The following is a 25,704-nucleotide window of genomic DNA, read 5'->3' as shown; positions in this document are numbered from 1 at the left end:
TGGATTTTGCATAGAGCCTGTAACAGACAAATGACGCGTTATTCCGCCGCCTTCGCCAGGGCCGGCCCGCCTTGGCGAATTACCGCCAAAAGCTCCTCGCGCCGTTTGGCGGCCTTGGCCTCGTTCGCCATTTTCACCGGACCAAAGCCGCGAATATCCAGCGGCAGACGCGCCAGCGCCACGATGGCCTCACGGGTGCGGGTGTCGAGTCTGGGCAGCACCTCGCGCAGGTCCTTTTCATACTGCCGGATCAGGGCCCGCTCCATCTTGCGCTCGGCGGTATAGCCGAACAGGTCCAGCGGCGTGCCGCGCAGCCCCTTCATCCGCGCCAGCAACTTGAAGAGACCCAGCCAGCGCTCGGAAAACTCGCGCTTTTTCGGGCGACCATCGGCATCCTTTCCGCCCAGGATCGGCGGTGCCAGATGCAGGGTCAGCTTCAGATCGCCATCGAATTCGGCCGCGGCCTTGTCGCGGCTGTCGAGCAACAGGCGCGCCACCTCGTATTCATCCTTGTAGGACAACAGCTTGTGATAGCCTTCGGCCACCGCCATCCGCAGATCGCCGTCCTCGATCCCGTCCACCAGCTTGCGATAGCGCTTGGCCAGACGCGCGCCCTGATAGGCGGTCAGATGTTCGGCGCGATAGGCGATCTTGTCCTCGGGCGATTTCGACAGTTCGACCACGCCGGGCCGGATCAGGCGCGTGGCCTCGTCCGGGTGCAGCACCGCCCAGCGGCCGATGTCGAACGCGCGCTTGTTGCGTTCAACCGCGGCACCGTTCAGCTCGATCGCCTGCATGATGGCCTCGTGGCTGACCGGCAGCAGCCCGCGCTGCCAGGCGGCGCCGAACACCATCATGTTGGAATAGATCGAATCGCCCATCACCGCGCGCGCCAGTTCGGACGCATCGAACAGGTCGAGCCGCTCTTTCAGCCGCGCCTCCAGCGCCAGGCTCAGCCGGTCGGCGGGGATGGTGAATTCGGTGTTGCGGGTGAAATCGCCGGTGATGATCTCGTGGCTGTTGACCACAGCGCCGGTGGTGCCGGTGCGGGTCAGGCCCAGTGTCTTGGCACCGGCACTGACCACAAGGTCACCGCCGATCAGCGCATGCGCCTCGCCGGTGGCGACGCGGATGGCGCTGATATCCTCGGGCCGGTTGGCAATGCGGCAATGGATATGTACGGCACCGCCCTTTTGCGCCAGACCCGCCATTTCCATCATGCCCGCGCCCTTGCCGTCGATCTGGGCGGCCTGCGCCAGCACAGCACCAATGGTCACCACCCCGGTGCCACCGACACCGGTGATCACCACGTTATGGGTGCCGGTGATGGCGGGAAGGTCCGGCATCGGCAGGTCCGGCAGGTCGATCTCGGCGGTGGCCTCCTTGCGGATCTTGGCGCCCTGCACGGTCACGAAGGACGGGCAGAACCCTTTGACGCAAGAGAAATCCTTGTTGCACGAGGATTGATCGATCGCGCGTTTGCGGCCCAGTTCGGTTTCCTTGGGCACGATCGAGACACAGTTCGACTGCACCCCGCAATCGCCGCACCCCTCGCAGATATCGGTGTTGATAAAGGCGCGCTTGTCGGGATCGGGGAAGGTGCCACGCTTGCGGCGGCGGCGCTTTTCGGCGGCGCAGGTCTGGATATAGACGATGGCACTGACGCCCGCGATCTCGCGGAACCGCTTTTGCACCTGCATCAGCTCGGCGCGCTCGTGGAACGGGATGCCCGACGGGAACTGCGACCGGTCCACATCCTCCTTGTCGTCATAGACGACGGCCAGCTCCTTGACGCCCATCGCCTTTAGCTCCGCCACGATGCGCGGCGCGCTGAGATCGCCCTCGTTCTCTTGCCCGCCGGTCATTGCGACCGCGTCGTTGAACAGGATCTTGTAGGTGATGTTGGTGCCAGCCGCCAAGGCGGCGCGGATCGCCTGTACGCCCGAGTGGTTATAGGTACCGTCTCCCAGGTTCTGGAACACGTGCTTGGTCTTGGAAAACGGCGCCTCGCCGATCCAGTTGGCCCCCTCGCCGCCCATATGGGTGAACCCCTGGGTGTTCCGGTCCATCCACTGCACCATATAGTGACAGCCGATCCCGGCATAGGCACGGCTGCCATCAGGCACCTTGGTCGAGCTGTTATGCGGGCAGCCCGAGCAGAAATACGGCAGGCGCGAGGCGATCTCCTGCGCGTTGTCATTACGCCGGGCATCGGCCAGCGCATTCAGGCCGGCACGGATACCATCGGTCTCGCGCCCCTCTTCGATCAGGATGCCGCCCAGCTTCTCGGCGATCAGGATCGGGTCCAGCGCCCCCCGGGTCGGGAACAGCTCGTCGCGATGCAGCGCCCCGGCGCCGCCCTTGTACCAGCCATAGACGCGGCGGCCCTGACGGTCGTCAAAGATCGCCTCCTTGACCTGCACCTCGATCAGCTTGCGCTTTTCCTCGACGATCACCACCAGGTCCAGATCCTCGGCCCAGTCGTGAAAGCTCTGCATATCCAGCGGAAAGGTCTGGCCGACCTTGTAGGTGGTGATGCCCAGCCGCTCCGCCTCATTCTCGTCGATGTTCAACAGCGACATCGCATGCACCAGGTCGAGCCAGTTCTTGCCCGCCGCGACGATGCCGATCTTGGCGCCCGGCTTGCCCCAGACGCGCTTGTCCATCCGGTTGGCGCGGCTGAACGCCTCGGCGGCAAATCGTTTGTAGTCGATGATCCGCCCTTCTTGCAGATGCGGGGTGTCGCCCAGACGGATGTTCAGCCCGCCCTCGGGCATGTCGAATTCTGGGATCACCACCTGCATCCGGTCGGGCCGGCCATCCACGACCGAGGTCACCTCGATCGTGTCCTTCATGGTCTTGAGTCCCACCCAAAGGCCGGAAAACCGGCTGAGCGCATAGCCGTAGATGCCGTAATCGAGGATCTCCTGTACGCCCGCGGGGCTGACCACCGGCATATAGGCATCGACCAGCGCCCATTCCGACTGGTGCAGCACGGTCGAACTTTCGCCGGTGTGATCGTCGCCCATCGCCATCAGCACACCGCCATGCGTGGCGGTGCCCGCCATGTTCGCATGGCGCATCACGTCGCCCGAACGGTCCACCCCCGGGCCCTTGCCGTACCACAGGCCAAAGACGCCATCGTACTTACCATCGCCGCGCAGCCCCGCCTGCTGGCTGCCCCACAGCGCGGTGGCCGCCAGATCCTCGTTCAGACCGAACTGAAAAGTGACGTCGGACGCGTTCAGCTGCTTCTTCGCCCGGCTCATCTGCAGGTCGACCGCGCCCAGCGGCGAGCCGCGATAGCCGGTGACCAGACCGGCAGTGTTCAATCCGGCGGCGGCATCGCGCGCTTTCTGCATCAACATCAGGCGAACCAGGGCCTGGGTGCCATTCAGCAGAACCGGGCTCTTCTCCAGATCGAACTTGTCGTTTAGCGTGAGTTTGGGTTGGCTCATCAGACGTCTCCCCTGCGCCGGATCGGCTTGTAAATGATGCCTGAACATAGGTCATAACTACTGACCTGCATAGGTGGTTTTTTCGCCTCTACGCGCGGTTATACACCGTTCCTTGTGGAATTTGTCATGTGTTTCATATAGGTGATCGGGCGCGTAAAGAAAGTTGCGGATATGGACTGGGACAAGCTTCGAATATTTCACGCGGTTGCCGATGCGGGCAGCCTGACCCATGCGGGCGACCGGCTGAACCTGTCGCAATCGGCGGTCAGCCGGCAGATCCGCGCGCTTGAGGAATCGCTGAACGCGACCCTGTTCCACCGCCACGCCCGCGGCCTGATTCTGACCGAACAGGGCGAGCTTCTGTTCGATGCCACCAAATCCATGGCCAAACGTCTGGATGCCGCCGCCGCCCGCATCCGTGACAGCGAGGAAGAGGTGTTCGGCGAGTTGCGCGTCACCACCACCTTCGGCTTTGGCACCTTGTGGCTGGCGCCGCGCCTGGCCGCGCTCTACCAGAAATACCCCGACCTCAAGGTCGATCTGATGCTCGAGGAGCGCGTGCTCGACCTGCCCATGCGCGAGGCCGACGTTGCCATCCGCATGAAAGAGCCCAGTCAGGCCGACCTGATCCGCAAACGGCTGATGACCGTCGAGATGAAGCTCTATGCCACCCGCGCCTATCTCGATTCTGCCGGCACCCCGCAGGATATCAGCGATATCAGCGCCCATCGCCTGATCTGTCAGAACATCAGCGCCGCCCAGGTCGGTGCCAGCGCCGTGCTGGTTCAGCACCTGCTGGCCTATAACCCCTCGTCCCTGCTGACGGTAAACAACTACTTCGGTGTGCTGCAGGGCGTACTGCACAATCTGGGCATCGGCGTGCTGCCCGATTACGTGACCCAGGATTTCCCCGATCTGATCCACGTGCTGCCCGACATCAAATCGGCGCTGGTGCCGGTCTATCTGGCCTACCCCGAGGAGCTGCGCCATTCCCAGCGGGTCGCCGCCTTCCGCGATTTCGTCCAGGAAGAGATCATCGCGCATCGCAAGCAGTTGCGAGAACTGGGGATTCTCTAGGTTTCGACCAGCTATGCAAACAGTGCATAGCGGGAATGCTGCACCTGCGGCGTCAAAGTTCTTGAAGAAACGACCCGTGCCTCCTAAATCAGCACTCGAAGGCGATGATGCTTAAGCGCTTGTCACCTTCATACCTCCCTGTTGGACTATGGCCGAGCTTAGTGCTCGGCCTTTTTTTTGGCGCAGCGCCGGGGTGGTGCTCTCTTTTTCGTGAAATTGTTTGTTTTGCTGTAACCTCAGGGTAGAAATGATGCACGGAATAGAGTGAGGCAATTCATGAAACCGCTATTGAAGGTGCTGGCGCTGCTCGCCGCCCTGATTTCCATCTCTGCGCCATTGTCCGCGCAGGTTCCACTTCCTTCGAGTGGCGGCGGCGCCGCAGCCGCGCCGACTGTTCCCGATGACCTGACCCCCGATCAGGTCGACGGCCTGGTTGCCCGCCTGTCCGATGATCAGGTCCGCGCCCTGCTGCTTGAACGGCTGGACGCCGTGGCCCAGGCGGCGCAAGTACAGCCCGAGCCGCGCAAGGGGCCCATCGCCCGCGTCGGCGATGCCGCCAAGGCGATGATCGCCTCGTGGCTGGACGCCGTGCGCAAGGTGCCGCTGCTGGTCAGCAAACAGGCCGAGGCGCTGTCGAATTTCTCGGCCAAACTGGGCGGCTCGGGGATCGCAACCCTGTTTGGCTATACGCTGCTGGCCCTCGCCATAGGTTTTGCCGCCGAGAAACTGGCGGTCTATGTGACCCGCTCGTGGATCAAGGCCGATCCCGGCAGCGCGGCGGATAATCTGCGCGGCGCGGTGAGTTTCCTCTTCCGCCGCTTCTGCCGCGAGGTGCTGGGCCTGGTCGTGTTCTACTATGTTCTGGTCTTTGTCGGCCGCCGCCTGCTGGAACCCGAGCAGATCGCCTATGCGGCGCCTTTCGTGCTCTACCTGATCTGGCTGCCGCGACTGGGGGCCGCGATTTCGCGCTTCATCCTGGCGCCGAACCGGGCCGATTTGCGGCTGGTCAATGCCAGCGACCACTGGGCGCGCTTTCTGCACCGTAACCAGATCGGCCTGTTCCTGCTGATCGGCTTTACCCTCTTCATCGTCACCTTCAACAATCTGAACGGCGTGGCGATGGGTGAAATGCGGCTGGGCTTCTGGCTGAACACCTCGATCCATGTCTATATCGCGCTGATCGCCTGGACCGCGCGCAGCGGCCTGACCGAGATGATGCGCGGCGACGATCCCGACCGCACCCGCTTTGACGACAAGATCGCCACCTATTACCCCTATTTCGCCATCGCCGTCTCGGCGGTGGTCTGGCTGATCGTCGAGTATTTCGTGGCAATCCAGGAGATCCCGGTCCTGCGCAATATCGGCGCGGGCGCGCATTACACCACCATGTTCTGGCTGCTGATGGCGCCGGCCATCGACACGCTGATCCGGGGGCTGGTGCGGCATCTGCAACCGCCCATCATCGGCACCGGTGCCATTGCCGAACAAGCCTATCGCGCCACCAAGCGCAGCTATATCCGGATCGGCCGGGTGTTGGCGGGCATCTTCGTCATCCTGATGATCGCCAATGCCTGGCAGATCGACCTGCGTCAGGTGGCCGGTGCGGGCACCGATCTGGGCGGCGCGGTGATCCAGTTCCTGATGATCGCCGCCGTCGGCTATATCCTCAACGAGATGGTCTCGCTGTGGATCAACCGTCAGTTGGCGCGCGAACAGACCGCCGCAAACCAGAGCCCCGACGAAGAAGCCGGAGAAGGCGGCGGCGCGGGCGGCTCGCGCCTGGCCACGGTGCTGCCGTTGTTGCGGATGACCGCGCAGGCCGCGATCGCGGTGATCTTCGCGCTGTTGGCGCTGGGCGCGCTGGGGCTGGACATCACCCCGCTGCTGGCGGGCGCCGGCATCCTGGGTCTGGCCATCGGTTTCGGTGCCCAGAAGCTGGTCGCCGATATCGTGGGCGGCGTGTTCTTCCTGATCGACGATGCGTTCCGCGTGGGCGAATATGTCGATGTGGGCGGCACCACCGGCACGGTCGAGAAGATCTCGATCCGCTCGATGCAGCTGCGCCATCATCGCGGCCCGGTGCACACGATCCCCTATGGCGAGATCGCCAAGCTGACCAACTTCAGCCGCGACTGGGTGATCATGAAGCTGAAGTTCACCGTGCCCTTCGACACCGATCCCAACAAGGTCAAGAAGATCTTCAAGAAGATCGGCGCCGAGATGATGGCCGACCCGACCCATGCCGAAGGCTTCCTGCAACCGTTCAAATCGCAGGGCGTGTTCGACTTCGACGATGTCGGCATGATCATCCGGGGCAAGTTCATGGCCAAGCCCGGCAAGCAGTTCACCCTGCGCAAGGAGATCTTCAACAAGGTCAAGGCCGAGTTCAAGGCCAACGGCATCGACTTTGCCCGCCGCGAGGTGCGCGTGGCCATTCCCGGCCTGGACGAGGCCGAGCATATGACGCCGGAACAGAAATCGGCCGTTGCCGCTGCCGCTGCCAGCCAGACGGCCAACGAACAGGCCCCGGGCAGCTGACCCGGGCCATGGGGCCGCCCCTCGGGGCGGCCTGCCCTGCCCCTGCGGCGCATTAGTCCCCTCTTGCCCCTTCCCCCCGCCGCGGCCATGCCCTAAAAGGCGCGCAACATCGGCCAGCTTGGGAACACCACAGATGCAAGAGCCCGCAATCACTCCGGACCTGATCGCCGCGCACGGGCTGAAGCCCGAGGAATACGACATGATCCTCGAGATCATCGGGCGCGAACCGACCTTTACCGAGCTGGGCATCTTCTCGGCCATGTGGAACGAGCACTGCTCGTACAAATCCTCCAAGAAATGGCTGCGCACCCTGCCGACCAGCGGCCCGCAGGTGATCTGCGGCCCGGGCGAAAACGCGGGCGTCGTCGATATCGGTGACGGTCAGGCGGTGGTCTTCAAGATGGAGAGCCACAACCACCCCTCCTATATCGAACCCTATCAGGGCGCGGCCACCGGCGTGGGCGGCATCCTGCGCGATGTGTTTACCATGGGCGCGCGCCCCATCGCCTCGATGAACGCGCTGTCCTTTGGCGAGCCTTCCCATCCCAAGACCCGCCAGCTGGTCAATGGCGTGGTCGAGGGCATCGGCGGCTATGGCAACTGTTTCGGGGTTCCCTGTGTCGGTGGCGAGGTGCGCTTTCACCCCGCCTATAACGGCAACTGCCTTGTGAACGCCTTTGCCGCCGGTCTGGCCGACAGCGACAAGATCTTCTACTCCGCCGCCTCGGGCGTCGGCATGCCGGTGGTTTACCTCGGTGCGAAGACCGGGCGCGACGGCGTCGGCGGCGCCACCATGGCCAGCGCCGAGTTCGACGACACCATCGAGGAAAAGCGCCCCACCGTGCAGGTGGGCGACCCGTTCACCGAAAAGCGCCTGATGGAGGCGACGCTGGAGCTGATGCAGACCGGCGCCGTGATCTCGATCCAGGACATGGGCGCTGCGGGCCTGACCTGTTCGGCCGTCGAAATGGGCGACAAGGGCGGTCTGGGTGTGCGTCTGGACCTGGAAAACGTGCCCCAGCGCGAAGAGAACATGACCGCTTACGAGATGATGCTGTCGGAATCCCAGGAACGGATGCTGATGGTATTGAAGCCCGAGCTCGAGGCCGAGGCCCGCGCCGTGTTCGAGAAATGGGATCTGGATTTCGCCATCGTGGGCGAAACCATCGCCGAAGACCGCTTTCTGATTATGCATCATGGCGAGGTGAAGGCCGATCTGGTCCTGTCGAAACTCTCGTCAACCGCACCGGAATACGACCGCCCCTGGGTGCCGACCCCGGCCGCCGAACCGCTGGCCGAAGTGCCCCAGATCGACCCGATCGACGGTCTGCGCGCGCTGCTGGCCTCGCCCAACTATGGCGGCAAGCAGTGGGTCTATGAACAGTATGACACCATGGTCATGGCCGACAGCGCCCGCACACCGGGCCTGGGCGCCGGGATCGTGCGCGTGCACGGCACCGACAAGGCACTCGCCTTTACCAGCGATGTGACGCCCCGCTACGTGCGCGCCAACCCCGAGGAAGGCGGCAAGCAGGCGGTGGCCGAAGCTTATCGCAACCTGACCGCCGTCGGCGCCCGGCCGCTGGCCACCACCGACAACCTGAATTTCGGCAATCCCGAAAAGCCCGAGATCATGGGCCAGTTCGTCGGTGCGATCAAAGGCATCGGCGCCGCCTGTGCCGCGCTGGACATGCCCATCGTCTCGGGCAACGTCTCGCTTTATAACGAGACCGATGGCACCGCGATCCTGCCCACCCCCACCATCGGCGCTGTGGGCCTGCTGGCCTCGACCGACGAGATCATCGGCAAGGAGGTCCGAGAGGGCCATGTGGCTCTGGTGGTCGGCGAGACCACCGGCCATCTGGGTCAATCGGCGCTGCTGGCCGAGGTGTTCAACCGCGAGGATGGCGACGCCCCCCACGTGGATCTCGAGGCCGAGCGCCGCAACGGCGACTTCATCCGTGCCAACCGCGCGCTGATCAAGGCCTGTACCGATCTGGGCGATGGCGGTCTGGCGCTGGCGGCGTTTGAACTGGCCGAGGGCGCCGGTGTGGGCCTGCATCTGGACGACGCCCCGACCGAAATCCTGTTCGGCGAGGATCAGGCCCGCTATCTGGTCGCCTGCAACTTCGACCAGGCCGAGGCGCTGATGTCGGCGGCGGGCCAGACCGGCGTCACCGTCACCTCGGTGGGCCGCTTCACCGGCGATACGGTACGCATCGGCGGCTCTGAGGCGCTGCTGGCGGATCTGGCTGCCACCTTCCGCGCCAGCTTTGCCGCCGCGGTGGCCTGAGGCATCGCTTCCGGCCCCAAAGCGCGCCTCCGGGGGCGCGCTTTTACCGCAGCGGCCGCGGGGTGGCTTGCGCGCCCCGGCCCGGCGCTCTACATCTGGGGTCAAGACATCTGGAGTAAGTCACATGGCCATGGAAGCCCATGAAATCGAGGCGCTGATCCGCGCGAGTTTTCCCAAGGCAAAGATCACCATCACCGACCTGGCCGGCGACGGCAATCACTGGGCCGCCGAAGTGGTGGACGAAAGCTTTCGCGGCCAAAGCCGGATCCAGCAGCAACGCGCTGTCAACGCGGCAGTGAAGCCCGAAATCGACAGCGGCAAGCTGCACGCACTGGCACTGACCACCAAGGCACCCGCCTAAGGCAGGCCGCGCGCTTCGCGCAAGACCAGTTCCGCCACCCGGCAGGGCAACAAAGGAAACGCATCAATGACCGACGCAAAGACCCGTATCGACGAAACAGTGAAAGCCAATGATGTGGTGCTCTACATGAAGGGCACCAAGGAAATGCCGCAATGCGGATTTTCCAGCCGTGTCGCTGGCGTGCTCAACTACATGGGCGTGGCCTATGCGGATGTGAACGTGCTGGCCGATGACGAGATCCGCCAGGGTATCAAGGACTATTCCGACTGGCCGACCATCCCACAGCTCTATGTGAAGGGCGAATTCGTGGGTGGCTGCGACATCATCACCGAGATGACCCTGTCGGGCGAGCTGGATACGCTGTTCGAAGAGAACGGCGTCGCCTATGACAAGGACGCTGCCGACAAGATTCGCGCCGCAAACGCCTGAGCGCGCTCTTGCGGCAACCGCTGGCAAAGTCTTGAAAAGACTTTGCTAACAGGATTTCACTTGAAATCCTGTTTGAAAAGCGCCCCAAGGGGCGCTTTTTTGCAAGATATCCCCGATATCTTGCCCCGGCCTCAGCCTGCCGCCTTTTCCTCGACCCGGTCGGCCAGCGCCTCGGCCCGGGCCGCCAGTTCCGCCAGCGTATCGGTGACCGAGGGCGGGATCACCGCCACCTCGACCCGCTCGGGTTCCGGCGCTGGCGCCGCCTTCAGCGCTTCCAGTTCGGCCTCACGCTCGGCCAGCCGCGCCTCGACCACGCCGATCTTGTCCTCGACGGCGGCGGTCTTGTCGGCCAGCATCAGCCCGGCCATCAACAGCATCCGCGCCTCGGGCATCCGCCCGATCTGATCCGACAGCACCTGCGCCTCGTCATCCAGCATCTTGGCCGCCGATTGCAGAAAGCTCTCTTCCCCTTCCTGACAGGAAACCTCGAAGGCGCGGCCGCCGATATGAATGGTCACTTCGGGCATTACTCATCCTCTCCTTCCGTCAGGTTCGCCGATGTCAGCAGCGGCCCCAGTTTGCTCAGCACCGCCTGAACCTCGGCCGCATCGGTGGCCCGTTGGGCGCGCAGCGCCTCCAGTTCGGCCAGCATCGCGGCATTGATCAGATGCGGCTCGCCCACCCCGGCCTCGTTCGCCGCGCGCAGATCCGCCAGCGCCTTGCGCAGCTGGTCATTGGCCTTGCGCAGCCGTTGCAGATCACCATCCAGCTGCGACATCGCCGCGCCATGGCTGACGCGCTCGGCGCGCAGCATCTCCAACTCGGCGCTCAGTTCCGAGACCCGCTCGCTCTGGCCCAGCTCGGCCTTCAGCGCCGCGATCTCGGTGCGCAGCTCGTCCTCGATGGCGCTGTCGCTGGCCTGGGCGCGCAGCTCCTCGATCTCGGCCTTGAGCGCATCGACATCCTCGACCGCGTCCAGTTCGGCCTTGAGCGCATCGATCTCGGCGCGCAGCAGCGTGCTTTGATCCTCGGCCTCCAGTGTCGCCTTGGCCTCGGCCAGTTCCGCCCGGGCCGCCTCGGCCGCCATCAGCTTGGCGGTGGCCTCGGCCAGATCCGCCTTCAGCTGCTCCAGCTCGCCATCCTCTGCCGCCGTCACCGGCGCCTCTGCGCTCTCGGCCTTCAGCGCCTCGATCTCGGCGGCATGTTTGGCCTTGATCGATTTCAACCGCTCCTGCAGCTGCGCATTGGCCAGCCGCTCGTCTTCCAGCGCGGCGGCCAGGTCGCTGTCGGCCCCCGTAGGTTCCGATGGCGGGGCTGCCTCCTGCGGCATGGCCAGGGCCTCGACCCCGGCGCCGATCCGCTCCATCGCGGCCGAAATGCGACTGTGCAGTTCCTCGATCTGGCTCATGCCCTCACCTTTGTGATGCGCGTGTTATTATTGCTTCTCTCTGCCCGGCCCGGGCCGGTGCCGAAACGGTGCCGACCGAATCGGATGCCGGGAGGGATAGCAGTAGTCTAACCAAATGACGGGGAAAATACCCCCCATCATTGCTTTCAACGACTTGTCGGCGGCTTCTGATGTAGCTGTCCTAACGAAAACCCTGTTTGGCTTGAACTTTGAGGGGTGAGTGGTATTGAGCGCGCAATCCGCCCGAAACCCAAAGGATAAAGCCTCGTGGACCTGACTGCGCTGCGCACTGCGAACCCCGACCACTGGACCAAGGCCACCGCCATCCGCGCCCTGACGCTGGATGCTATCGCGGCGGCAAATTCCGGCCATTCCGGCATGCCGATGGGCATGGCCGATGTCGCCACCGTGCTGTTCGAAAAGCACCTGAAATTCGACGCCGCCAACCCCACCTGGCCCGACCGCGACCGGTTCATCCTGTCGGCTGGCCATGGCTCGATGCTGCTCTATTCGCTGCTCTATCTCACCGGCAACCCCGAGATCACGCTGGATGAGGTGAAGAACTTCCGCCAGATGGGCGCCAAGACCGCCGGCCACCCGGAAAACTTCCTTGCCAAGGGGATCGAGACCACCACCGGCCCGTTGGGTCAGGGCATCTCGAACGCCGTGGGCTTTGCCATCGCCGAGGAAATCCAGCGCGCGCAATACGGCAAGAAGGTCGTCGATCATTACACCTATGTGATCGCCGGTGACGGCTGCCTGATGGAGGGCGTCAGCCAGGAGGCGATCGGCCTTGCCGGCCGGCTGGAGCTGAGCAAGCTGGTCGTGTTGTGGGACAACAACAACATCACCATCGACGGCACCGTCGATATTGCCGACCGCACCGACCAGGTGCGCCGCTTTGCCGCCTCGGGCTGGCATGTGATCGAGATCGACGGCCATGACCCGGCCGCCATCGACGCCGCCCTGACCCAGGCCAAGGGCTCGAAAAAGCCCACGATGATCGCCTGCAAGACCCATATCGCTCTGGGCCACGCGGCACAGGACACCTCCAAGGGCCATGGCGCGCTCACCGATCAGGGCCAGCTTCTGGCCGCGAAAGAGGGTTATGGATGGGCACATGGCCCCTTCGAGGTGCCCTCGGACGTGAAATCCGCATGGGAGGCCATCGGCAGCCGGGGTGCCGCCGAGCGCGCCGCCTGGGAGGCCCGCTTTGCCGAGCTGAGCGAGCGCAAGCAGGCCGAATTCACCCGTGCCTATGCGTTCGAGGCGCCCAAGAAACTGGCCGGCGCCATCCGCGCGCTGAAAAAGCAGGTCTCGGAAGATCAGCCCAAATGGGCCACCCGCAAAAGCTCGGAAGAGGTGCTGAAGGTCGTCAACCCGATCATGACCGAGACCGTCGGCGGCTCGGCCGACCTGACCGGGTCGAACAACACCAAGACCGCCGATCTGGGCATCTTCCTGCCGGAAAACCGCAAGGGCCGCTATATCCACTGGGGTATCCGCGAACATGGCATGGCGGCGGCGATGAACGGCATGGCGCTGCATGGCGGTATCCGCCCCTATGGCGGCACCTTCATGTGCTTCACCGACTATGCCCGCCCGGCGATGCGCCTGGCCGCGCTGATGAAGATCCCGTCGGTCTTCGTGATGACCCATGACTCGATCGGCCTGGGCGAGGACGGTCCGACCCACCAGCCGGTCGAACATCTGGCAATCAGCCGCGCCACGCCCAACACCTATGTGTTCCGCCCCGCCGACACGGTAGAAACCGCCGAGGCCTGGGAACTGGCACTGACCTTCCAGAACAGCCCCTCGGTGCTGTCGCTGACGCGCCAGAACCTGCCCACCCTGCGCACCGAGCACAAGGTCAAGAACCTGACCGCCCAGGGCGGCTATGTGCTGGCCGAGGCCACCGGCAAGCGTCAGGTGATCCTGATCGCCACCGGCTCCGAGGTCGAGATCGCCATGCAGGCGCGCGCAACGCTCGAGGCCGAGGGGATCGGCACCCGCGTGGTGTCGATGCCCTGCATGGAGCTGTTTGCCGAGCAGGACGAAGCCTATCGCAAGCGCGTGCTGCCCGCAGGCCCGGTGCGTGTCGGCATCGAGGCCGCGATGCGCGCTGGTGGCTGGGATCGCTGGCTGCTGGGCGAGCGCGGGCGCGAGGCCAAGGCAGGCTTTGTCGGCATGACCGGCTTCGGCGCCTCGGCCCCGGCCGAAGAGCTTTATGAAAAGTTCGGCATCACCGCGGCCGCGACCGTGGCCAAGGTCAAGGACCTGCTGGGCTGAGACCCGCGCATGACTGAAAACCGGGGGCGCGGGCACCTGCGCCCCTCGGACAGCCGGGAAAGGCAGTCGCCAAGCGCGTAGCTGGCGGTTATGGATGGGTATGTTTCATTGCTCATCGTGTGAAAGCTGCTCATGGCCCATACCAACAAGGTCATTCGTTCGATAAATCTGGATGGCGAGACCATCTGCGTCGATCTGTTCCAGCGCCCTGACGGCACCTATGGCTTTGACGAGTTTCGGCGCGATCCCGAAGACGGTCGCGGCTGGTACAGCATCGGACACCATGGCGCCGCGTCCTTCGAGACATTCGAACACGCCCTCGCGGAGGCGAAGGCAAACGTATCGTGGCTGCAAGACGCCCTTTGCGAATGAATGAATTGCCTGCCTCGCTGCCCTGACAGCGTTCTTGGACGGGTACGGGCTCTGCCTCCCCACCAACAGCAAAAGGCCGGGCACTGGGCCCGGCCTTGTTCCTGGTCTCTGCGAGGGATCAGGCGCGGCGGCGGCGGCTGCCGGCGCGGCCTCCCCGGCCCCGGCTTTCCTCGCCCTCGGCTGCGGGCGGCTTGTTGAACCGGATCCACTCGGCGCCATGGGCGTCGTTGTTGGTCAAGAGGTTGGCGGCGCGGATGGCCTCCATCTCCTTGCCCGCGCGCGACAGGGTCGACCCCAGGCCGAACATCTGCACAAAGGTCTCGTCATCCATGCCCTCGGGCAGGATGATGCCGGCGGCGGTCACGGCGGCGCGCTTTTCGGCGATGGCCTTTTGCGTCACCGGCAGCGCCACCGGGTTCATGATCGCGCTGGTCATGCCCGCGCCCATCGCCATAGGCAGGAAGGCGTTGTTGATGCCGTGCCGGTTGGGCAGGCCGAACGAGATGTTGGAGGCGCCACAGGTGGTGTTCACGCCCAGCTCCTCGCGCAGGCGGCGCACCAGGGCAAACACCTGCTGACCGGCGGTGGCCATGGCCCCGATCGGCATCACCAGCGGGTCGACCACGATGTCATGGGCCGGGATGCCGAAATCGGCGGCGCGTTCCACGATCTTCTTGGCGACGGCAAAGCGCACGTCCGGGTCTTCGGAGATGCCGGTATCGTCGTTCGAGATCGCCACCACCGGCACGTTGTATTTCTTGACCAGCGGCAGGATCTGCTCCAGCCGTTCCTCTTCACCGGTGACCGAGTTCAGCAGCGGACGGCCCTCGGCCGCCGCCAGCCCGGCCTCGAGCGCGCCGGGCACCGAGCTGTCGATGCACAGCGGCACGTCGACCAGCCCCTGCACCAGCTCGACGATCTTGCGCATCAGCGGCGGTTCGGTCTCGTTGGGGTTGGGGTTGGAGTTATAGACAACACCCGCATTGATATCGAGGACGGTGGCACCGGCGGCAACCTGGGCGATGGCGTCCTTTTCCACGGTCGAGAAATCGCCCGCTTCCAGCTCGGCGGCCAGTTTCTTGCGGCCCGTGGGGTTGATCCGCTCGCCGATCACGCAGAACGGCTGGTCAAAGCCGATGATCGCGGTTTTTGTTTTGCTTTCAACGATGGTGCGGGTCATGTCTGGCCTTTCAGGTCGGGTTTACGGGGCGGGTGCTGGCACCGCCGTTATTGATGGCCCAGGTGGCATTGGTCTTGATGCCGCCCAGCGGGAAGAAATGGACATTGGTGATGTTGAAATCGGGGTTGGCGGCCTTGTGGGCGGCCAGTTCGGTTACAACATCATTGGGCTCATAGGGCAACAGCAGCTTGGACACGTCCATCGCGCGTTTCTGCAGGACCTTCAGCGAGGGGCCGACGCCGCAGGCGATGGCGAATTTGATCAGGGTCTGCAGCTTGGCGGGACCGGCGATGCCGATATGGATCGGCAGGTCGATACCAGCGGCCTTGAGCCCGTCGGCCCAGGCGATGATCGGCTTGGCCTCGAAGCAGAACTGGGTGGCCAGCGCCATCTGGGCGTCGGTGGTCTCGCTGAACTTCTGCTTCCAGCGCAGCGCGTCCATCACATTGGCATCGCCGCCCTTGGGGTCGATATCCTTGTTGCCCTCGGGGTGGCCCGCGACGTGCAGGCGCTTGAACCCGGCCTTGTCAAAGAGGCCGGTTTCCATCAGCTGCATCGAGCAGTGGAAATCGCCATGGGGCGCCGCAACGCCACCGGCCAGCAGCAGCGCCTGGTCTACACCGGCCTCGCCCTGGTACATGGCGATCCAGTTTTCCAGCGTCTTGGCATCCTTGATGATGCGCGCCGGGAAATGCGGCATCACCGGATAACCCTCGGCGGCCAGCCGCTTGGCGGTTGCCACCATGTCCTCGATCGGGGTGCCCTCGATATGGGCAATGTACACCCGGGTGCCTTCGGGCAGCAGGGCGCGGAAATCCTCGACCTTTTCAGCGGTGCGCGGCATCACCTCGATCGAGTAATCCTTGAGAAAGGCCTCGACGGTGGGGTTCACGGGGCCGTTTTCGACCGTCTCGCGTTTCTTGAAGTTCAGCAAAGCCATCACGGCCTCCCATATTCTCTGCGGGCTCATGCCCAACCGTCGTTAGCGATCAGGGCCTTGATCCGGTCGCGATCGTATTCACGTTCCAGACGCTGGGCCTCGGCCTCGACGATATCCGCCGGGTCGCCGGCGACCTCGTAAGGCTCGGCCTTGCGCCACTCGGCCAGATAGGCATCGGTGTCCTGCGCGCCCACCTTCATGGCGGCGCGGTCGATGGCCTGCTCGAACCGTTCTTCCAGCTGGCGCTTGGCGCCGCGGCGGCCTTTGCCGACAATGACCTGAGCCGGGATGTCCCGCCAGTAGACGATGGTAACCTCGGGCATGCAGTCGATTCCTCCTGATCCGGTGAGCCGGTTCTAGCGGGCAATATGGGGCGGGGTCGGTCCGATTTCGACACGTACGCGATGTGCAGCGACCTTTGTCGTTTTCGGACCTTCCGCGCAACAGGGCTTAACCCGGATCGTGCGCCCGCGCCCGCCCGAATTCTTCAGCAAGATGATGAGCCATGATCATGTCACGAAAAACCCCGGGGCCATGCGGCACCCGGGGTTCTTTTTTGCGGTGCGGGGCGCGTGTCAGCCGATCACGCCGCCATCCTCGCGCGTGACCGCGATGATGGCCGAGCGCGGTACGCTGTCGCCGCCATCGGGCCAGTGGCTGTCGCCCTCCTCGCCCGGGTGCTGCACGCCCACGAACATGGTGCGGCGGTCACCCGACCAGCACAGGCCGGTGATCTCGGCCTCGCGCGGGCCGACCAGAAAGCGGCGGATCTCGCCCGTCACCGGGTCGCCCGCCAGCATCTGGTTGTTGCCCTGACCGGCGAAATCACCCTCGTTGGAGTATTTGCCGTCGGTCTGGATCCAGAGCAGCCCGTTGCTGTCGAATGCCAGCCCGTCGGGCGAGTTGAACATGTTGCCCGCATTGACGTTTTCAGACCCCGCATTGGCATCGGAATGCACCGTCGGGTTACCCGCCAGCACGAACAGATCCCAGTCGAAGCCTTCGGCACTATGGTCGCCGCCTTCGGGACGCCAGCGCACGATCTGGCCATAGTTGTTCTTTTCGCGCGGATTGGGCCCCTCCGCCGGGGTGTCGTCGCCGCCCCGGTTCGGCTTGACGCCGCGGTTTTTGTTGTTGGTCAGCGCGCAATAGACCTCGTCCGCGTTCGGGTTGGCGGTGACCCATTCGGGGCGGTCCATGGTGGTGGCGCCCAGTTTCGAGGCCGCGATCCGGGTATGGATACAGATCTCGGCCTGGCTCATGCCGGTGGCCTCGGGCGTCAGCGCCAGCCAGATGCCCTTGCCCGATGCGTCGAACTTGGCCGCATAAAGCGTGCCGTTTTCCATCAGCTCGTCGGTATCGACACCGGCGGCATAGACCCCGTTCGAGACATAGCGGTACAGGAACTCGCCCCGCTCGTCATCGCCCATATAGATCACCAGACGCCCGTCGCGATTGACGACGCATTCCGCATTCTCGTGCTTGAACCGGCCCAGCGCGGTGCGCTTCTTGGGGGTCGAGTTCGGATCGCGCGGGTCGATCTCGACCACGTAACCGGCACGGTTGGGCTCGTTGGGGTTCTTGGCGACGTCAAAACGGTCGTCCACCCGCGCCCAGCCATAGCCCCAGTCCTTGGCGGAGACGCCATAGCGGTTCAGCTCGGCCGAAACCTCATGCGCCTCGTCAGCGGCCGAGAAATAGCCGTTGAAATTCTCTTCGCAGGCCAGATAGGTGCCCCAGGGCGTGGTGCCCGAACCGCAGTTGTTCCAGGTGCCGAAGGTCACCGTACCGGTCGGATCGGCGGCGGTTTTCATCAGGTCGTGGCCTGCGGCGGGGCCGGTCAGGGCCATCTCGGTGCGCGGCGTGATGCGGCGGTTATAGGGGCTGTCGGTGACCACCTGCCAATGGGCGCCGTCATGGGCCAGTTCGACCACGGTGACGCCATGGGCCAGCAGGCCCTTTTCCACGTCGTCATCGGTCTCGGCCTTGCCCTCGGCGCGGTTGCCCCAGATGATCTCGCGGTTGGTGTATTCGTTGTTCACCACCAGCAGGGTGCGGCCCTCGTGATGGAACACTTCCATCCCGTCGGTATTGTCGCCAAAGGCACGGGCCTGGCTGGCGGCGGTGCCGCGCGTGACCTGATCGAAAGCCACCCCATCCGACCACAGCGGGTCGGCCCAGCGCACCAGAACATCGGCCTTGAACCCCTTGGGCACGACGATCTCGTCAGCGGTAGAGGCCGCTACCGCCTCGAAGGCGAAGCGGTTGCTCGCGGCCTCGGCGCCACGCGGCAGAACCGCACCGCCAAGGGCTGCAAACCCGCCCATTGCCAGCACCCCGCCCAGGAAGCCACGACGCGACAGCGCCTCTTCGACCACCTGGTCGAAATCGCAGTCCTCAGGGCGCGGGTTCACCGCCTCGTCAAATTCGTCGAATGTCAGGGTGCGGTCGTTTTTCATAGCGTGCTCCATGGCTTGCTAGCAGAATCTCTGCCGGCACGGGGGCCGGCAATCGGGAATTGCAGTCGCATGGTTTTGTTAAACCTGTGTGACGGTTCTGCCTCCGACCCCAGGGAAATCGCTTGCGCCGCGCGGGATCGGATCCTAGGTTCAAACTAACACGAAATCGGAGGGCGTGAAACATGGCGCCCAAGCGTCCCAAAGGTGCGGGCGCGTTCCCGAAAGCGGTCGAAAGCCCCGCGCCGAACCGGCCGGATCCGGACGCCCTTTATGCGGCGCTCGATCTTGGTACAAACAGTTGCCGCATGCTGATCGCCCAGCCCAAGGGCAGCGGTTTCCATGTGGTCGACAGCTTCTCGAAATCCGTCCAGCTCGGGGCCGGGCTGGAACGCACGGGGCGTTTGTCGCGCTCGTCGATGGCGCGCACTATACAGGCGCTGCGCATCTGCCAGCAGAAGATCAAGCGCAACAAGGTGCACCGGATGCGGCTGGTCGCGACCGAAGCCTGCCGCCGCGCCAAGAACGCGCGCGAGTTCATCCGCGACGTGCGGCGCGAGACCGGCCTGACACTTGAAATCATCCAGCCCGAGGAAGAGGCCCGGCTGGCAGTTATCTCCTGTGCGCCGCTGGTCTCGACCCGCTCGGAACAGTTGCTGGTGGTGGATATCGGCGGCGGCTCGACCGAGCTGGTGTGGATCGACCTGACCTCGGTGCCGCGCCGCGACCGGCCCTCGGCCATCATGCGACTGCATGCGGGGTTCCACCCGCCCGAAAGCCCCTTTCCCGCCGCCAAGGTGGTGGACTGGATCAGCGTTCCGCTGGGGGTCGCGACCCTGCGCGACCAGTTCAACGATGTCGAGGATGATTCCGCGCGCTTTGCGCTGATGAGCTGGTTCTTCGAGGAGCAACTGGCCGATTTCGCCCCCTATAGCAGCCCGCTGGGCCGCGACCGGTTCCAGATCGTCGGCACCAGCGGTACCGTGACCACGGTGGCGGCCAGCCATCTGGGGCTGAAACGCTATGACCGCACCAAGGTCGATGGGCTGCGCATGACCAGCGAGCAGATCGACAAGGTGATCCGGGGCTATCTGGACCTGGGCCCGCAGGGCCGTCGCCGCGATCCGCGCATCGGCGAGGATCGCCATGCGCTGATCATGTCGGGCTCGGCCATTCTTCAGGCGCTGCTCAGATGCTGGCCCACCGACCGGCTGTCGGTGGCCGACCGGGGGCTGCGCGAGGGGCTGCTTTATGCGCAGATGAGCGCTGACGGGGTGCTGGAAGACGGGCCGTTCTAGCCGCTCCTCGGCCCCTGGGCGGGGCCTCTTCGCGACGAGGCCCGCAGGGCAGAGGAGCGTCCGGCTTGAATCCGGCGGCCAATCGCCGTATCGCCCAATGCGAAAGAGAGGCCACAGGACATGGCAAAGAACACATCCGGACGCGGGCAGCGTGACCTGAAAGTCAAGGTCAAGACCGCCCGAGGGCGCAAGCTCAGCTCGACCCGCTGGCTGCAACGGCAGTTGAACGACCCTTATGTCAAACGGGCCCAGGCCGAAGGCTATCGTGGGCGCGCGGCTTTCAAGATCCTCGAACTGGACGAAAAGTATCGCTTTCTGGTGCCCGGCGCGCGGGTGGTCGATCTGGGCTGTGCCCCCGGCGGCTGGTGCCAGGTTGCAGTCAAGCGCGTCAACGCGCTGGGTGAGCGCAGCGACAAGCGCGTGGGCCGGGTGCTGGGGATCGACCTGCAAGAGGTCGAACCGATCGCGGGGGCCGAGATCCATCAGCTCGATTTCCTTGACGACGGCGCCGATGACCGGATCAAGGAGTGGCTGGGCGGCAAGGCCGATGTGGTGATGTCGGACATGGCGGCCTCGTCATCGGGCCACAAGCAGACCGATCACATGCGCATCATCGCGCTGTGCGAGGCGGCGGCCTATCTGGCCTTTGACGTGCTCGAAGAGGGCGGCACATTTGTCGCCAAGGTGCTGGCCGGCGGTGCCGAGGGCGACCTGCAAAAGCTGCTCAAGCAGAAATTCACCAAGGTCGCCAATGTGAAGCCACCCGCCTCACGGTCGGACAGTTCCGAAAAGTTTGTGGTGGCCACCGGCTTTCGCGGCTAGGCGGGCGCCGTTTTCCGTTTCGGAAAACGGCCCGGAAAACATCTGTTTTCCGGCCCTTGCCAAACGCGCATCACCCGCGTCCAGCCGCTGTGGCCGAAACGAGGCCCTGGCCCGCGACAGCAGGCTCAGCGCATCTCCCGCGTTCAGCGGCTGCACATGCAGCCGCGCATCGACCGCCTCGGCCCGCGCCTGCTGATACACAAGCGCGAACAGGCGGGCATGTCTGCCCCCGTTGGAAAGAACTGTCATCCGACCTCTCCGGCAGCCGGGACCTCCTGGCCCCGAGACCGTCAGCCTGGCACGCCGATTTGCCGATCCGATGGCGCAATCGGGGCCGCTTCGGGGCAGTGGCCCCTCAATCCGGCCCGCCCGACAGGTCCATCAATGCACCGTTGAACTCGGCCCCCAGGATCAGGATCGCCGCATTCAGGTAAAGAAAGATCAGCGCCGCCATCGCGCCGGCCAGCCCGGCATAGGTGGTCGAATAGCTGGCGAAATTCGCGATATAGAGCGAGAAGCCCCAACCGCATCCGGCCCAGAGCACCAGCGTCAGTACCACCCCCGGCAGGATCCGCCTGAGCGGGTGCCGGCCAGCGGGCAACAGCGCATGGCAGGCCAGCACCGCACCCGCCGGCATCGCAACCACAAAGATCCAGCTCAGCCGCTCGACCGACAGCCAGTCGGGCGCCGCGCCCGGCAGGGCATCGGTCACCAGCCGGGTATAGATCGGCATCACAACCTCGAACGCGGCAACCGCCAGAACGATGGCCCCGCCCCCGACCACGATCGCGATGCACAGCAGCCGGGTCTTCCAGAACGGGCGCGTTTCCGCGTCGTGATAGGCGCGCGACATCGCCTCGCGCACCGCATCCACGCCGTTTGAGGCGAAATAGACCGCCAGCACGCCCCCCACCGTCATCACCCGCGAATTGGCTCCGGCCAGCACCGCCTTCAGCTCGGCCACGATGGGCGTGGCCACCTGTTCGGGCCAGGTGCCGAAAATCAGCTGGATCAGATCGTCGGTCACCAGGTCCTGACTGAGACTGCCCGCCAGCGCCACCGTGAACAGGATGAAGGGAAACAGCGCCATCATCATCGACATCGCCACGTGGCTGCTCATGACGAAACCGCTCTTGGCCTGAAACCGCATCAGCGCCAGCCAGGCCGCGCGCAGCGGCAGGAAGAGAGAGGGATTCGCCGAACGCGTCATGCCCGCAATCTAGCGGCTGGCCGCAGCGGGTGCCAGTTGGGGCGCGTTCAGTGTGGCTCGGGTGTGACCTCTTCGAACCGGTGCAGGACAACCGCCCCCGGGGCCATCGCGATTCGCCGCGGCCGGCCAGGAATCACCCCTCGGGGCAAGCGGAGCTCTGCCGTCCTGATCCCCGATACCGGCTCAGACCCTTGCCGCAACCGTTTGCCCGCCGGAGCGCGTCGGGCTGCCGTCCGAAACAGAACCGAAGACCCTCGTTTCGGGGCGGCGGCTCGCCGATGGCGGACCCGGCGATCCGCGTAAAAGCGCCGGTCGGCGCGAACTGTCCGAAATCAGACAATTTTCCCCCTAGTGCCCGTCATCGCGTCATCCCATCTAGAGCCCATACCAGTCACGGGAGACCGCTATGAACCGCATTCTCATTCTCATCGCCCTGGGCGCCATTGCCGCCGGGGCCTATGTCTTTTTCACGCAAGGCGAACAGCAGACCGAAGCACCGCAAAGCAGCGCGGTGACCCCGGCCGAACCGATCACCGAAGCGCCCGCGCAGACGACGACCGAAGCGGACCAGGGTGCAGCCCAGACCGCGCTCGAACAGGCACAGAGCGCAGCCGAACAGGCCAGCGAAGCCGCCGCCGAGGCAGTGGACCAGGCCACCAGCGCCGTGACCGAAACCCTCAATCAGGTGGGTGAAGCCGCAAGCCAAGCTGCCCAGGGTGCAACCGATACCGCCGCGCAAGTGGTTGATCAGGCGACCCAGGCCGCAAGCGAGACCGCGACTCAGGCCGCCGAGGTGGCAAGCAACGCGGTCGACGCGACCACCGAAGCCGCAAACGATGCTGCCACCGCTGTTGGTGATCAGGTGGCCGCCGCGCAAACCGGCGCCGCCGAGCTCTACAAGAACTGGCAGGACAACGGCCTGCTGACCCAGTCGGGCTTTGACTATGACAAGATGGTTGCCGGCGTCGAGGCCAGCGCGCTGAACGAGACGCTCAAGACCGGTGTGCTCAAGGTGCTGTCCGGGATCAAGGCCGCGCCCGAGACCATCTCGGTTCAGGCCCAGGCCCTGCGCGCGCTGATGGCGAACTGAGCCGATCACCCGGCCAGACCATAACCCTGCGTGACGCAAGGGATCCTTGCGTCACGTTCTTCCATCCTCCCGGCTCAGACCGCTGTCAGCCCGCCGCGTGCAGCCAGATAAGCCTCTGGATCCGGTTGCGGCACCATCATCGTGTGGCGCCAGGCCTCCTGCTCGGCATTGATGATCGACAGCTCCCACACGCAGGCCACGACCGGGCGTGCGGTGGTATCGACCGGCTGCGCGGCACCGTATTCCCTGCGGAACAGGCGCTGACACAGGACGGACCCCTGCACCCACCATTGCGCGGCAATCGACAGGCCCGCCGATCCCGGGTGCACGATGACAAAGCCCAGATCGTCGCTGTCGCCCTGTGCCGCGACCGCCGGCAGAACCGCATCGGACAGAAAGTGTTGAGCACAGGCGAGGTCCTCCTCCGCCACGTCGCGCCCTGCCGCGCACAGGCCCCAAATCTTGAACCGGACCGGTCCGACCGAACGGATGCCAAGATCGCTCACTTGCCGGGGCTGGTATCGGGGCCCCGTTCCTGTTTGCATGCGCTCTCTCCCATGAGTGCCAACCGGTCACCTCGATCACGATAGCGCGGCGCGCGCTCTGGACAACCCGCCTGCGCCCTGCCCCACATTCGCACCTCTGCCGCCACGTCACGCAAGTGTCGGATTGATCCATACCCGCGAGTATGTATCTTGCATACCCAAGAGTATGTTTCCCGCCGCAGACAGCCAAAGGCCTAAGCCCCGTGAGCGATACCATCACCAACAGCCCCAGCCGCAGCGAACGTTACGAGGAATTGCTCGACGCCGCCGCCGAATGTTTCCAGAGCCGGGGATTCGATGCCACCTCGATCGATACGGTGGCGCGCCATCTGGGCGCGACCAAGGGACGGGTCTATCACTATTTCCCGTCGAAGATGGACCTGTTCAACGCGGTGCGCGACCGGGGCATGGACCTGGTCTTTCAGGCCACCGACCCCGGTTATCACGCCGATCTGCCGGTGCTCGACCGGATCGAGGTGATGGCGCGCGGCCATGTGCGGGCGATGCTGCTCCACCATTCCTTCATGCTGGTGCTGAAGGACGGGCTGCTGATGCGCCGCTATACCACCACGACCGAGTTCCAGAAGGAATCGCTGGCCCAGCATATCGCGCGCCGCGATGCCTATGAGGCGCGGTTCCGCGAGTTGCTGGCCATGGGCCTGGCCGAGGGCAGCCTGCGCGCCGGTCCCGACCCGGCGATCACGGTGCAGACCTTCATGAGCGCGCTGAACGGGCCGGTGGCCTGGTTCCGCCCGCGCGCCTGCGACACGCCACAGAAATACGAAGCCATCGTCGAAGAGATCGTGCGCTTCGCCATGCAGGGCCTGCGGGCCCATCCCTCCTGATCCCAATCGAGGACGAAAATGACAGATATCCCCTCCACCATGTTCGCCGTCTTGCAGACCGGCGACGGGTATTCCGGCAAGGCCACCGGCCCGGCCATCGCGGACGCCGCCGACTGGCTGGAACCGGGCGAGATCGCGGTGCCCCAACCCGGCCCCGGCGAGGCGCTGATCCGGCTGCGCATGGCCTCGGTCAACCCTTCGGACCTGCATTTCATCAAGGGTGAGTACGGCCAGCCGCGCGTCAAGGGCGCGCCTGCCGGGTTCGAGGGCTGCGGCGACGTGGTCGCGGCGGGTGCCGGGGCCGAGGGGCTGGTGGGCCAGCGCGTCGCCTTTGTCGCCGCCAGTTCCGGCGCCTGGGCCGAATATGTGCTGACCAAGGCGCAGATGTGCATTCCACTGCGCCCCGATATCAGCGACGAGGATGGCTCGGCGCAGATCGTCAACCCGCTGACGGCGATGGCCATGGTCGATATCGCGCGCTCCGAAGGTGAGGCGTTCGTGGTGTCCGCCGCCACCAGCCAGCTGGGCAAGCTGATGGTGTCGCTGGGGCGCGATCTGGGCCTGAAACCCATCGCGCTGGTGCGCCGGGCCGAGGCGGTCGAACCGCTCAAGGCATTGGGCGCGGCCGAGGTTCTGGTAACCTCGGACCCCGAGATGGGGCAGAAATTCGCCACCATCAGCCGGGCGCTGAAACCGCGCGTGTTCCTGGATGCGGTGTCTGACCAGACCTCCGAGCGTATCTTTACCGCCATGCCCAACGGCGCGCGCTGGGTGTCTTATGGCAAGCTCGACGCCGAATTGCCGGTGCTGACCCAGATGGGGCAGCTGATTTTCATGGGCAAGCGAATCGAGGGCTTCTGGCTCACCCAATGGATGATGACCACGCCGCCCGCCGATCAGGGCCGCGTAGTGGCCGAGGTGCAGGCGCGCTTTGCCGACGGGCGCTGGAAAACAGATGTTTCCGGCCACCTTCCACTTCGTGACGTTGTGTCAGGATTGGCCGAAGCTCTGAAAAAGACTGACGGAAAGGTGATGATCACGCCATAGTGAGGGCCAAGCCCCCGGCCCGATGCGCGGGCCGGGGCGCCGTAAA

21 protein-coding genes are annotated in these 25,704 nt (G+C 64.8%); 12 read left to right on the top strand and 9 right to left on the bottom strand.

Features of this window, described 5'->3' with window-relative positions; all coding sequences use genetic code 11:
- Window positions 1–38: 38 nt before the first annotated feature.
- Window positions 39–3,458 carry an indolepyruvate ferredoxin oxidoreductase family protein gene (locus SPO_RS09520; protein WP_011047606.1) on the bottom strand — a complete coding sequence of 1,140 codons (3,420 nt, stop codon included), beginning with the start codon at window positions 3,456–3,458 and terminating at the stop codon, window positions 39–41.
- A gap of 171 nt (window positions 3,459–3,629) precedes the next feature.
- On the opposite strand from SPO_RS09520, the gene SPO_RS09515 reads away from it, so the two are divergent.
- The 5 genes from SPO_RS09515 to grxD all read left to right on the top strand — a co-directional run bounded on the left by SPO_RS09515 (window position 3,630) and on the right by grxD (window position 10,156).
- Window positions 3,630–4,535, top strand: a complete 906-nt coding sequence (locus tag SPO_RS09515; RefSeq protein WP_044028211.1) for a LysR family transcriptional regulator — start codon at window positions 3,630–3,632, stop codon at window positions 4,533–4,535.
- A gap of 276 nt (window positions 4,536–4,811) precedes the next feature.
- On the top strand, window positions 4,812–7,073 hold the full coding sequence (locus tag SPO_RS09510; RefSeq protein ID WP_051420347.1) for a mechanosensitive ion channel family protein: 2,262 nt from the start codon (window positions 4,812–4,814) through the stop codon (window positions 7,071–7,073).
- Between the two features lie 133 nt (window positions 7,074–7,206).
- Entirely contained in the window at window positions 7,207–9,366 is a 2,160-nt protein-coding gene (gene purL, locus SPO_RS09505) for a phosphoribosylformylglycinamidine synthase subunit PurL (RefSeq protein ID WP_011047603.1), read from the top strand.
- 124 nt (window positions 9,367–9,490) lie between these two features.
- Window positions 9,491–9,727: a BolA/IbaG family iron-sulfur metabolism protein gene (locus tag SPO_RS09500; protein ID WP_011047602.1), complete on the top strand. Its 237-nt coding sequence runs from the start codon at window positions 9,491–9,493 to the stop codon at window positions 9,725–9,727.
- 66 nt (window positions 9,728–9,793) lie between these two features.
- Complete coding sequence (gene grxD / locus SPO_RS09495; protein WP_011047601.1) at window positions 9,794–10,156, top strand: Grx4 family monothiol glutaredoxin; 363 nt, start codon at window positions 9,794–9,796, stop codon at window positions 10,154–10,156.
- Window positions 10,157–10,287: 131 nt separating this feature from the next.
- Here grxD and SPO_RS09490 read toward each other — a convergent pair whose 3' ends face one another.
- Window positions 10,288–10,683: a cell division protein ZapA gene (locus SPO_RS09490; protein WP_011047600.1), complete on the bottom strand. Its 396-nt coding sequence runs from the start codon at window positions 10,681–10,683 to the stop codon at window positions 10,288–10,290.
- On the bottom strand, window positions 10,683–11,564 hold the full coding sequence (locus SPO_RS09485; RefSeq protein WP_011047599.1) for a hypothetical protein: 882 nt from the start codon (window positions 11,562–11,564) through the stop codon (window positions 10,683–10,685). Before SPO_RS09485 ends, SPO_RS09490 begins: the two co-directional genes overlap by 1 nt.
- A 267-nt stretch (window positions 11,565–11,831) precedes the next feature.
- Here SPO_RS09485 and tkt point away from each other — a divergent pair, with 267 nt between their 5' ends.
- Both tkt and SPO_RS09475 read left to right on the top strand, forming a co-directional pair.
- Complete coding sequence (tkt, locus tag SPO_RS09480; RefSeq protein ID WP_011047598.1) at window positions 11,832–13,853, top strand: transketolase; 2,022 nt, start codon at window positions 11,832–11,834, stop codon at window positions 13,851–13,853.
- A gap of 132 nt (window positions 13,854–13,985) precedes the next feature.
- Window positions 13,986–14,225, top strand: a complete 240-nt coding sequence (locus SPO_RS09475; protein WP_011047597.1) for a hypothetical protein — start codon at window positions 13,986–13,988, stop codon at window positions 14,223–14,225.
- Between the two features lie 118 nt (window positions 14,226–14,343).
- On the opposite strand, the gene SPO_RS09470 is transcribed toward SPO_RS09475, so the two are convergent.
- The 4 genes from SPO_RS09470 to SPO_RS09455 all read right to left on the bottom strand — a co-directional run bounded on the left by SPO_RS09470 (window position 14,344) and on the right by SPO_RS09455 (window position 18,804).
- Entirely contained in the window at window positions 14,344–15,405 is a 1,062-nt protein-coding gene (locus tag SPO_RS09470; RefSeq protein ID WP_011047596.1) for a methyltetrahydrofolate cobalamin methyltransferase, read from the bottom strand.
- 10 nt (window positions 15,406–15,415) lie between these two features.
- Window positions 15,416–16,345, bottom strand: a complete 930-nt coding sequence (locus SPO_RS09465) for a methylenetetrahydrofolate reductase (protein ID WP_011047595.1) — start codon at window positions 16,343–16,345, stop codon at window positions 15,416–15,418.
- Window positions 16,346–16,371: 26 nt separating this feature from the next.
- Window positions 16,372–16,668, bottom strand: coding sequence for a virulence factor (locus SPO_RS09460; protein ID WP_011047594.1), 297 nt, complete (start codon window positions 16,666–16,668; stop codon window positions 16,372–16,374).
- 252 nt (window positions 16,669–16,920) lie between these two features.
- Window positions 16,921–18,804, bottom strand: a complete 1,884-nt coding sequence (locus SPO_RS09455; protein ID WP_011047593.1) for a PhoX family protein — start codon at window positions 18,802–18,804, stop codon at window positions 16,921–16,923.
- A gap of 182 nt (window positions 18,805–18,986) precedes the next feature.
- Here SPO_RS09455 and SPO_RS09450 point away from each other — a divergent pair, with 182 nt between their 5' ends.
- Complete coding sequence (locus tag SPO_RS09450; RefSeq protein ID WP_011047592.1) at window positions 18,987–20,099, top strand: Ppx/GppA phosphatase family protein; 1,113 nt, start codon at window positions 18,987–18,989, stop codon at window positions 20,097–20,099.
- Window positions 20,100–20,219: 120 nt separating this feature from the next.
- Window positions 20,220–20,921 (top strand): RlmE family RNA methyltransferase, encoded by a 702-nt coding sequence (locus SPO_RS09445; RefSeq protein WP_011047591.1) that lies wholly within the window; start codon window positions 20,220–20,222, stop codon window positions 20,919–20,921.
- 355 nt (window positions 20,922–21,276) lie between these two features.
- On the opposite strand, the gene SPO_RS09440 is transcribed toward SPO_RS09445, so the two are convergent.
- A complete protein-coding gene (locus tag SPO_RS09440) occupies window positions 21,277–22,131 on the bottom strand; it encodes a YihY/virulence factor BrkB family protein (RefSeq protein WP_011047589.1) in 855 nt (284 codons plus the stop codon).
- Between the two features lie 406 nt (window positions 22,132–22,537).
- Here SPO_RS09440 and SPO_RS22195 point away from each other — a divergent pair, with 406 nt between their 5' ends.
- On the top strand, window positions 22,538–23,221 hold the full coding sequence (locus SPO_RS22195; RefSeq protein WP_011047588.1) for a hypothetical protein: 684 nt from the start codon (window positions 22,538–22,540) through the stop codon (window positions 23,219–23,221).
- 74 nt (window positions 23,222–23,295) lie between these two features.
- Here the strand turns inward: SPO_RS22195 and SPO_RS23160 are convergent, their stop codons facing one another.
- Window positions 23,296–23,727 carry a hypothetical protein gene (locus SPO_RS23160; RefSeq protein WP_202807079.1) on the bottom strand — a complete coding sequence of 144 codons (432 nt, stop codon included), beginning with the start codon at window positions 23,725–23,727 and terminating at the stop codon, window positions 23,296–23,298.
- A 242-nt stretch (window positions 23,728–23,969) separates the two neighbouring features.
- Between SPO_RS23160 and SPO_RS09425 the strand changes: the two genes are divergently transcribed.
- Together SPO_RS09425 and SPO_RS09420 are read left to right on the top strand one after the other, a co-directional pair.
- Entirely contained in the window at window positions 23,970–24,611 is a 642-nt protein-coding gene (locus SPO_RS09425) for a TetR/AcrR family transcriptional regulator (protein ID WP_011047586.1), read from the top strand.
- An 18-nt stretch (window positions 24,612–24,629) separates the two neighbouring features.
- Window positions 24,630–25,658, top strand: coding sequence for a zinc-binding dehydrogenase (locus tag SPO_RS09420; protein ID WP_011047585.1), 1,029 nt, complete (start codon window positions 24,630–24,632; stop codon window positions 25,656–25,658).
- The last annotated feature ends 46 nt before the right edge of the window (window positions 25,659–25,704 follow it).

This window comes from Ruegeria pomeroyi DSS-3 (assembly GCF_000011965.2).
GTDB classification, from domain to species: Bacteria; Pseudomonadota; Alphaproteobacteria; order Rhodobacterales; family Rhodobacteraceae; genus Ruegeria_B; species Ruegeria_B pomeroyi.
Note: the sequence above shows the minus strand (reverse complement) of the source record. Positions and strands in the feature narration are given on the sequence as shown.

What these genes read in the sequence shown, in the direction of transcription:
- SPO_RS09510 (WP_051420347.1), top strand. Translation starts at nt 4,812, where the DNA reads ATGAAACCGCTATTGAAGGTGCTGGCGCTGCTCGCCGCCCTGATTTCC.
- SPO_RS09500 (WP_011047602.1), top strand. Translation starts at nt 9,491, where the DNA reads ATGGCCATGGAAGCCCATGAAATCGAGGCGCTGATCCGCGCGAGTTTT.
- SPO_RS09490 (WP_011047600.1), bottom strand. Translation starts at nt 10,683, where the DNA reads ATGCCCGAAGTGACCATTCATATCGGCGGCCGCGCCTTCGAGGTTTCC.
- SPO_RS09465 (WP_011047595.1), bottom strand. Translation starts at nt 16,345, where the DNA reads ATGGCTTTGCTGAACTTCAAGAAACGCGAGACGGTCGAAAACGGCCCC.
- SPO_RS09455 (WP_011047593.1), bottom strand. Translation starts at nt 18,804, where the DNA reads ATGAAAAACGACCGCACCCTGACATTCGACGAATTTGACGAGGCGGTG.
- SPO_RS22195 (WP_011047588.1), top strand. Translation starts at nt 22,538, where the DNA reads ATGAACCGCATTCTCATTCTCATCGCCCTGGGCGCCATTGCCGCCGGG.
- SPO_RS09450 (WP_011047592.1), top strand. Translation starts at nt 18,987, where the DNA reads ATGGCGCCCAAGCGTCCCAAAGGTGCGGGCGCGTTCCCGAAAGCGGTC.
- SPO_RS09515 (WP_044028211.1), top strand. Translation starts at nt 3,630, where the DNA reads ATGGACTGGGACAAGCTTCGAATATTTCACGCGGTTGCCGATGCGGGC.
- SPO_RS09445 (WP_011047591.1), top strand. Translation starts at nt 20,220, where the DNA reads ATGGCAAAGAACACATCCGGACGCGGGCAGCGTGACCTGAAAGTCAAG.
- SPO_RS09460 (WP_011047594.1), bottom strand. Translation starts at nt 16,668, where the DNA reads ATGCCCGAGGTTACCATCGTCTACTGGCGGGACATCCCGGCTCAGGTC.
- SPO_RS09440 (WP_011047589.1), bottom strand. Translation starts at nt 22,131, where the DNA reads ATGACGCGTTCGGCGAATCCCTCTCTCTTCCTGCCGCTGCGCGCGGCC.
- SPO_RS09420 (WP_011047585.1), top strand. Translation starts at nt 24,630, where the DNA reads ATGACAGATATCCCCTCCACCATGTTCGCCGTCTTGCAGACCGGCGAC.
- grxD (WP_011047601.1), top strand. Translation starts at nt 9,794, where the DNA reads ATGACCGACGCAAAGACCCGTATCGACGAAACAGTGAAAGCCAATGAT.
- SPO_RS09475 (WP_011047597.1), top strand. Translation starts at nt 13,986, where the DNA reads ATGGCCCATACCAACAAGGTCATTCGTTCGATAAATCTGGATGGCGAG.
- SPO_RS09485 (WP_011047599.1), bottom strand. Translation starts at nt 11,564, where the DNA reads ATGAGCCAGATCGAGGAACTGCACAGTCGCATTTCGGCCGCGATGGAG.
- SPO_RS09470 (WP_011047596.1), bottom strand. Translation starts at nt 15,405, where the DNA reads ATGACCCGCACCATCGTTGAAAGCAAAACAAAAACCGCGATCATCGGC.
- SPO_RS09520 (WP_011047606.1), bottom strand. Translation starts at nt 3,458, where the DNA reads ATGAGCCAACCCAAACTCACGCTAAACGACAAGTTCGATCTGGAGAAG.
- purL (WP_011047603.1), top strand. Translation starts at nt 7,207, where the DNA reads ATGCAAGAGCCCGCAATCACTCCGGACCTGATCGCCGCGCACGGGCTG.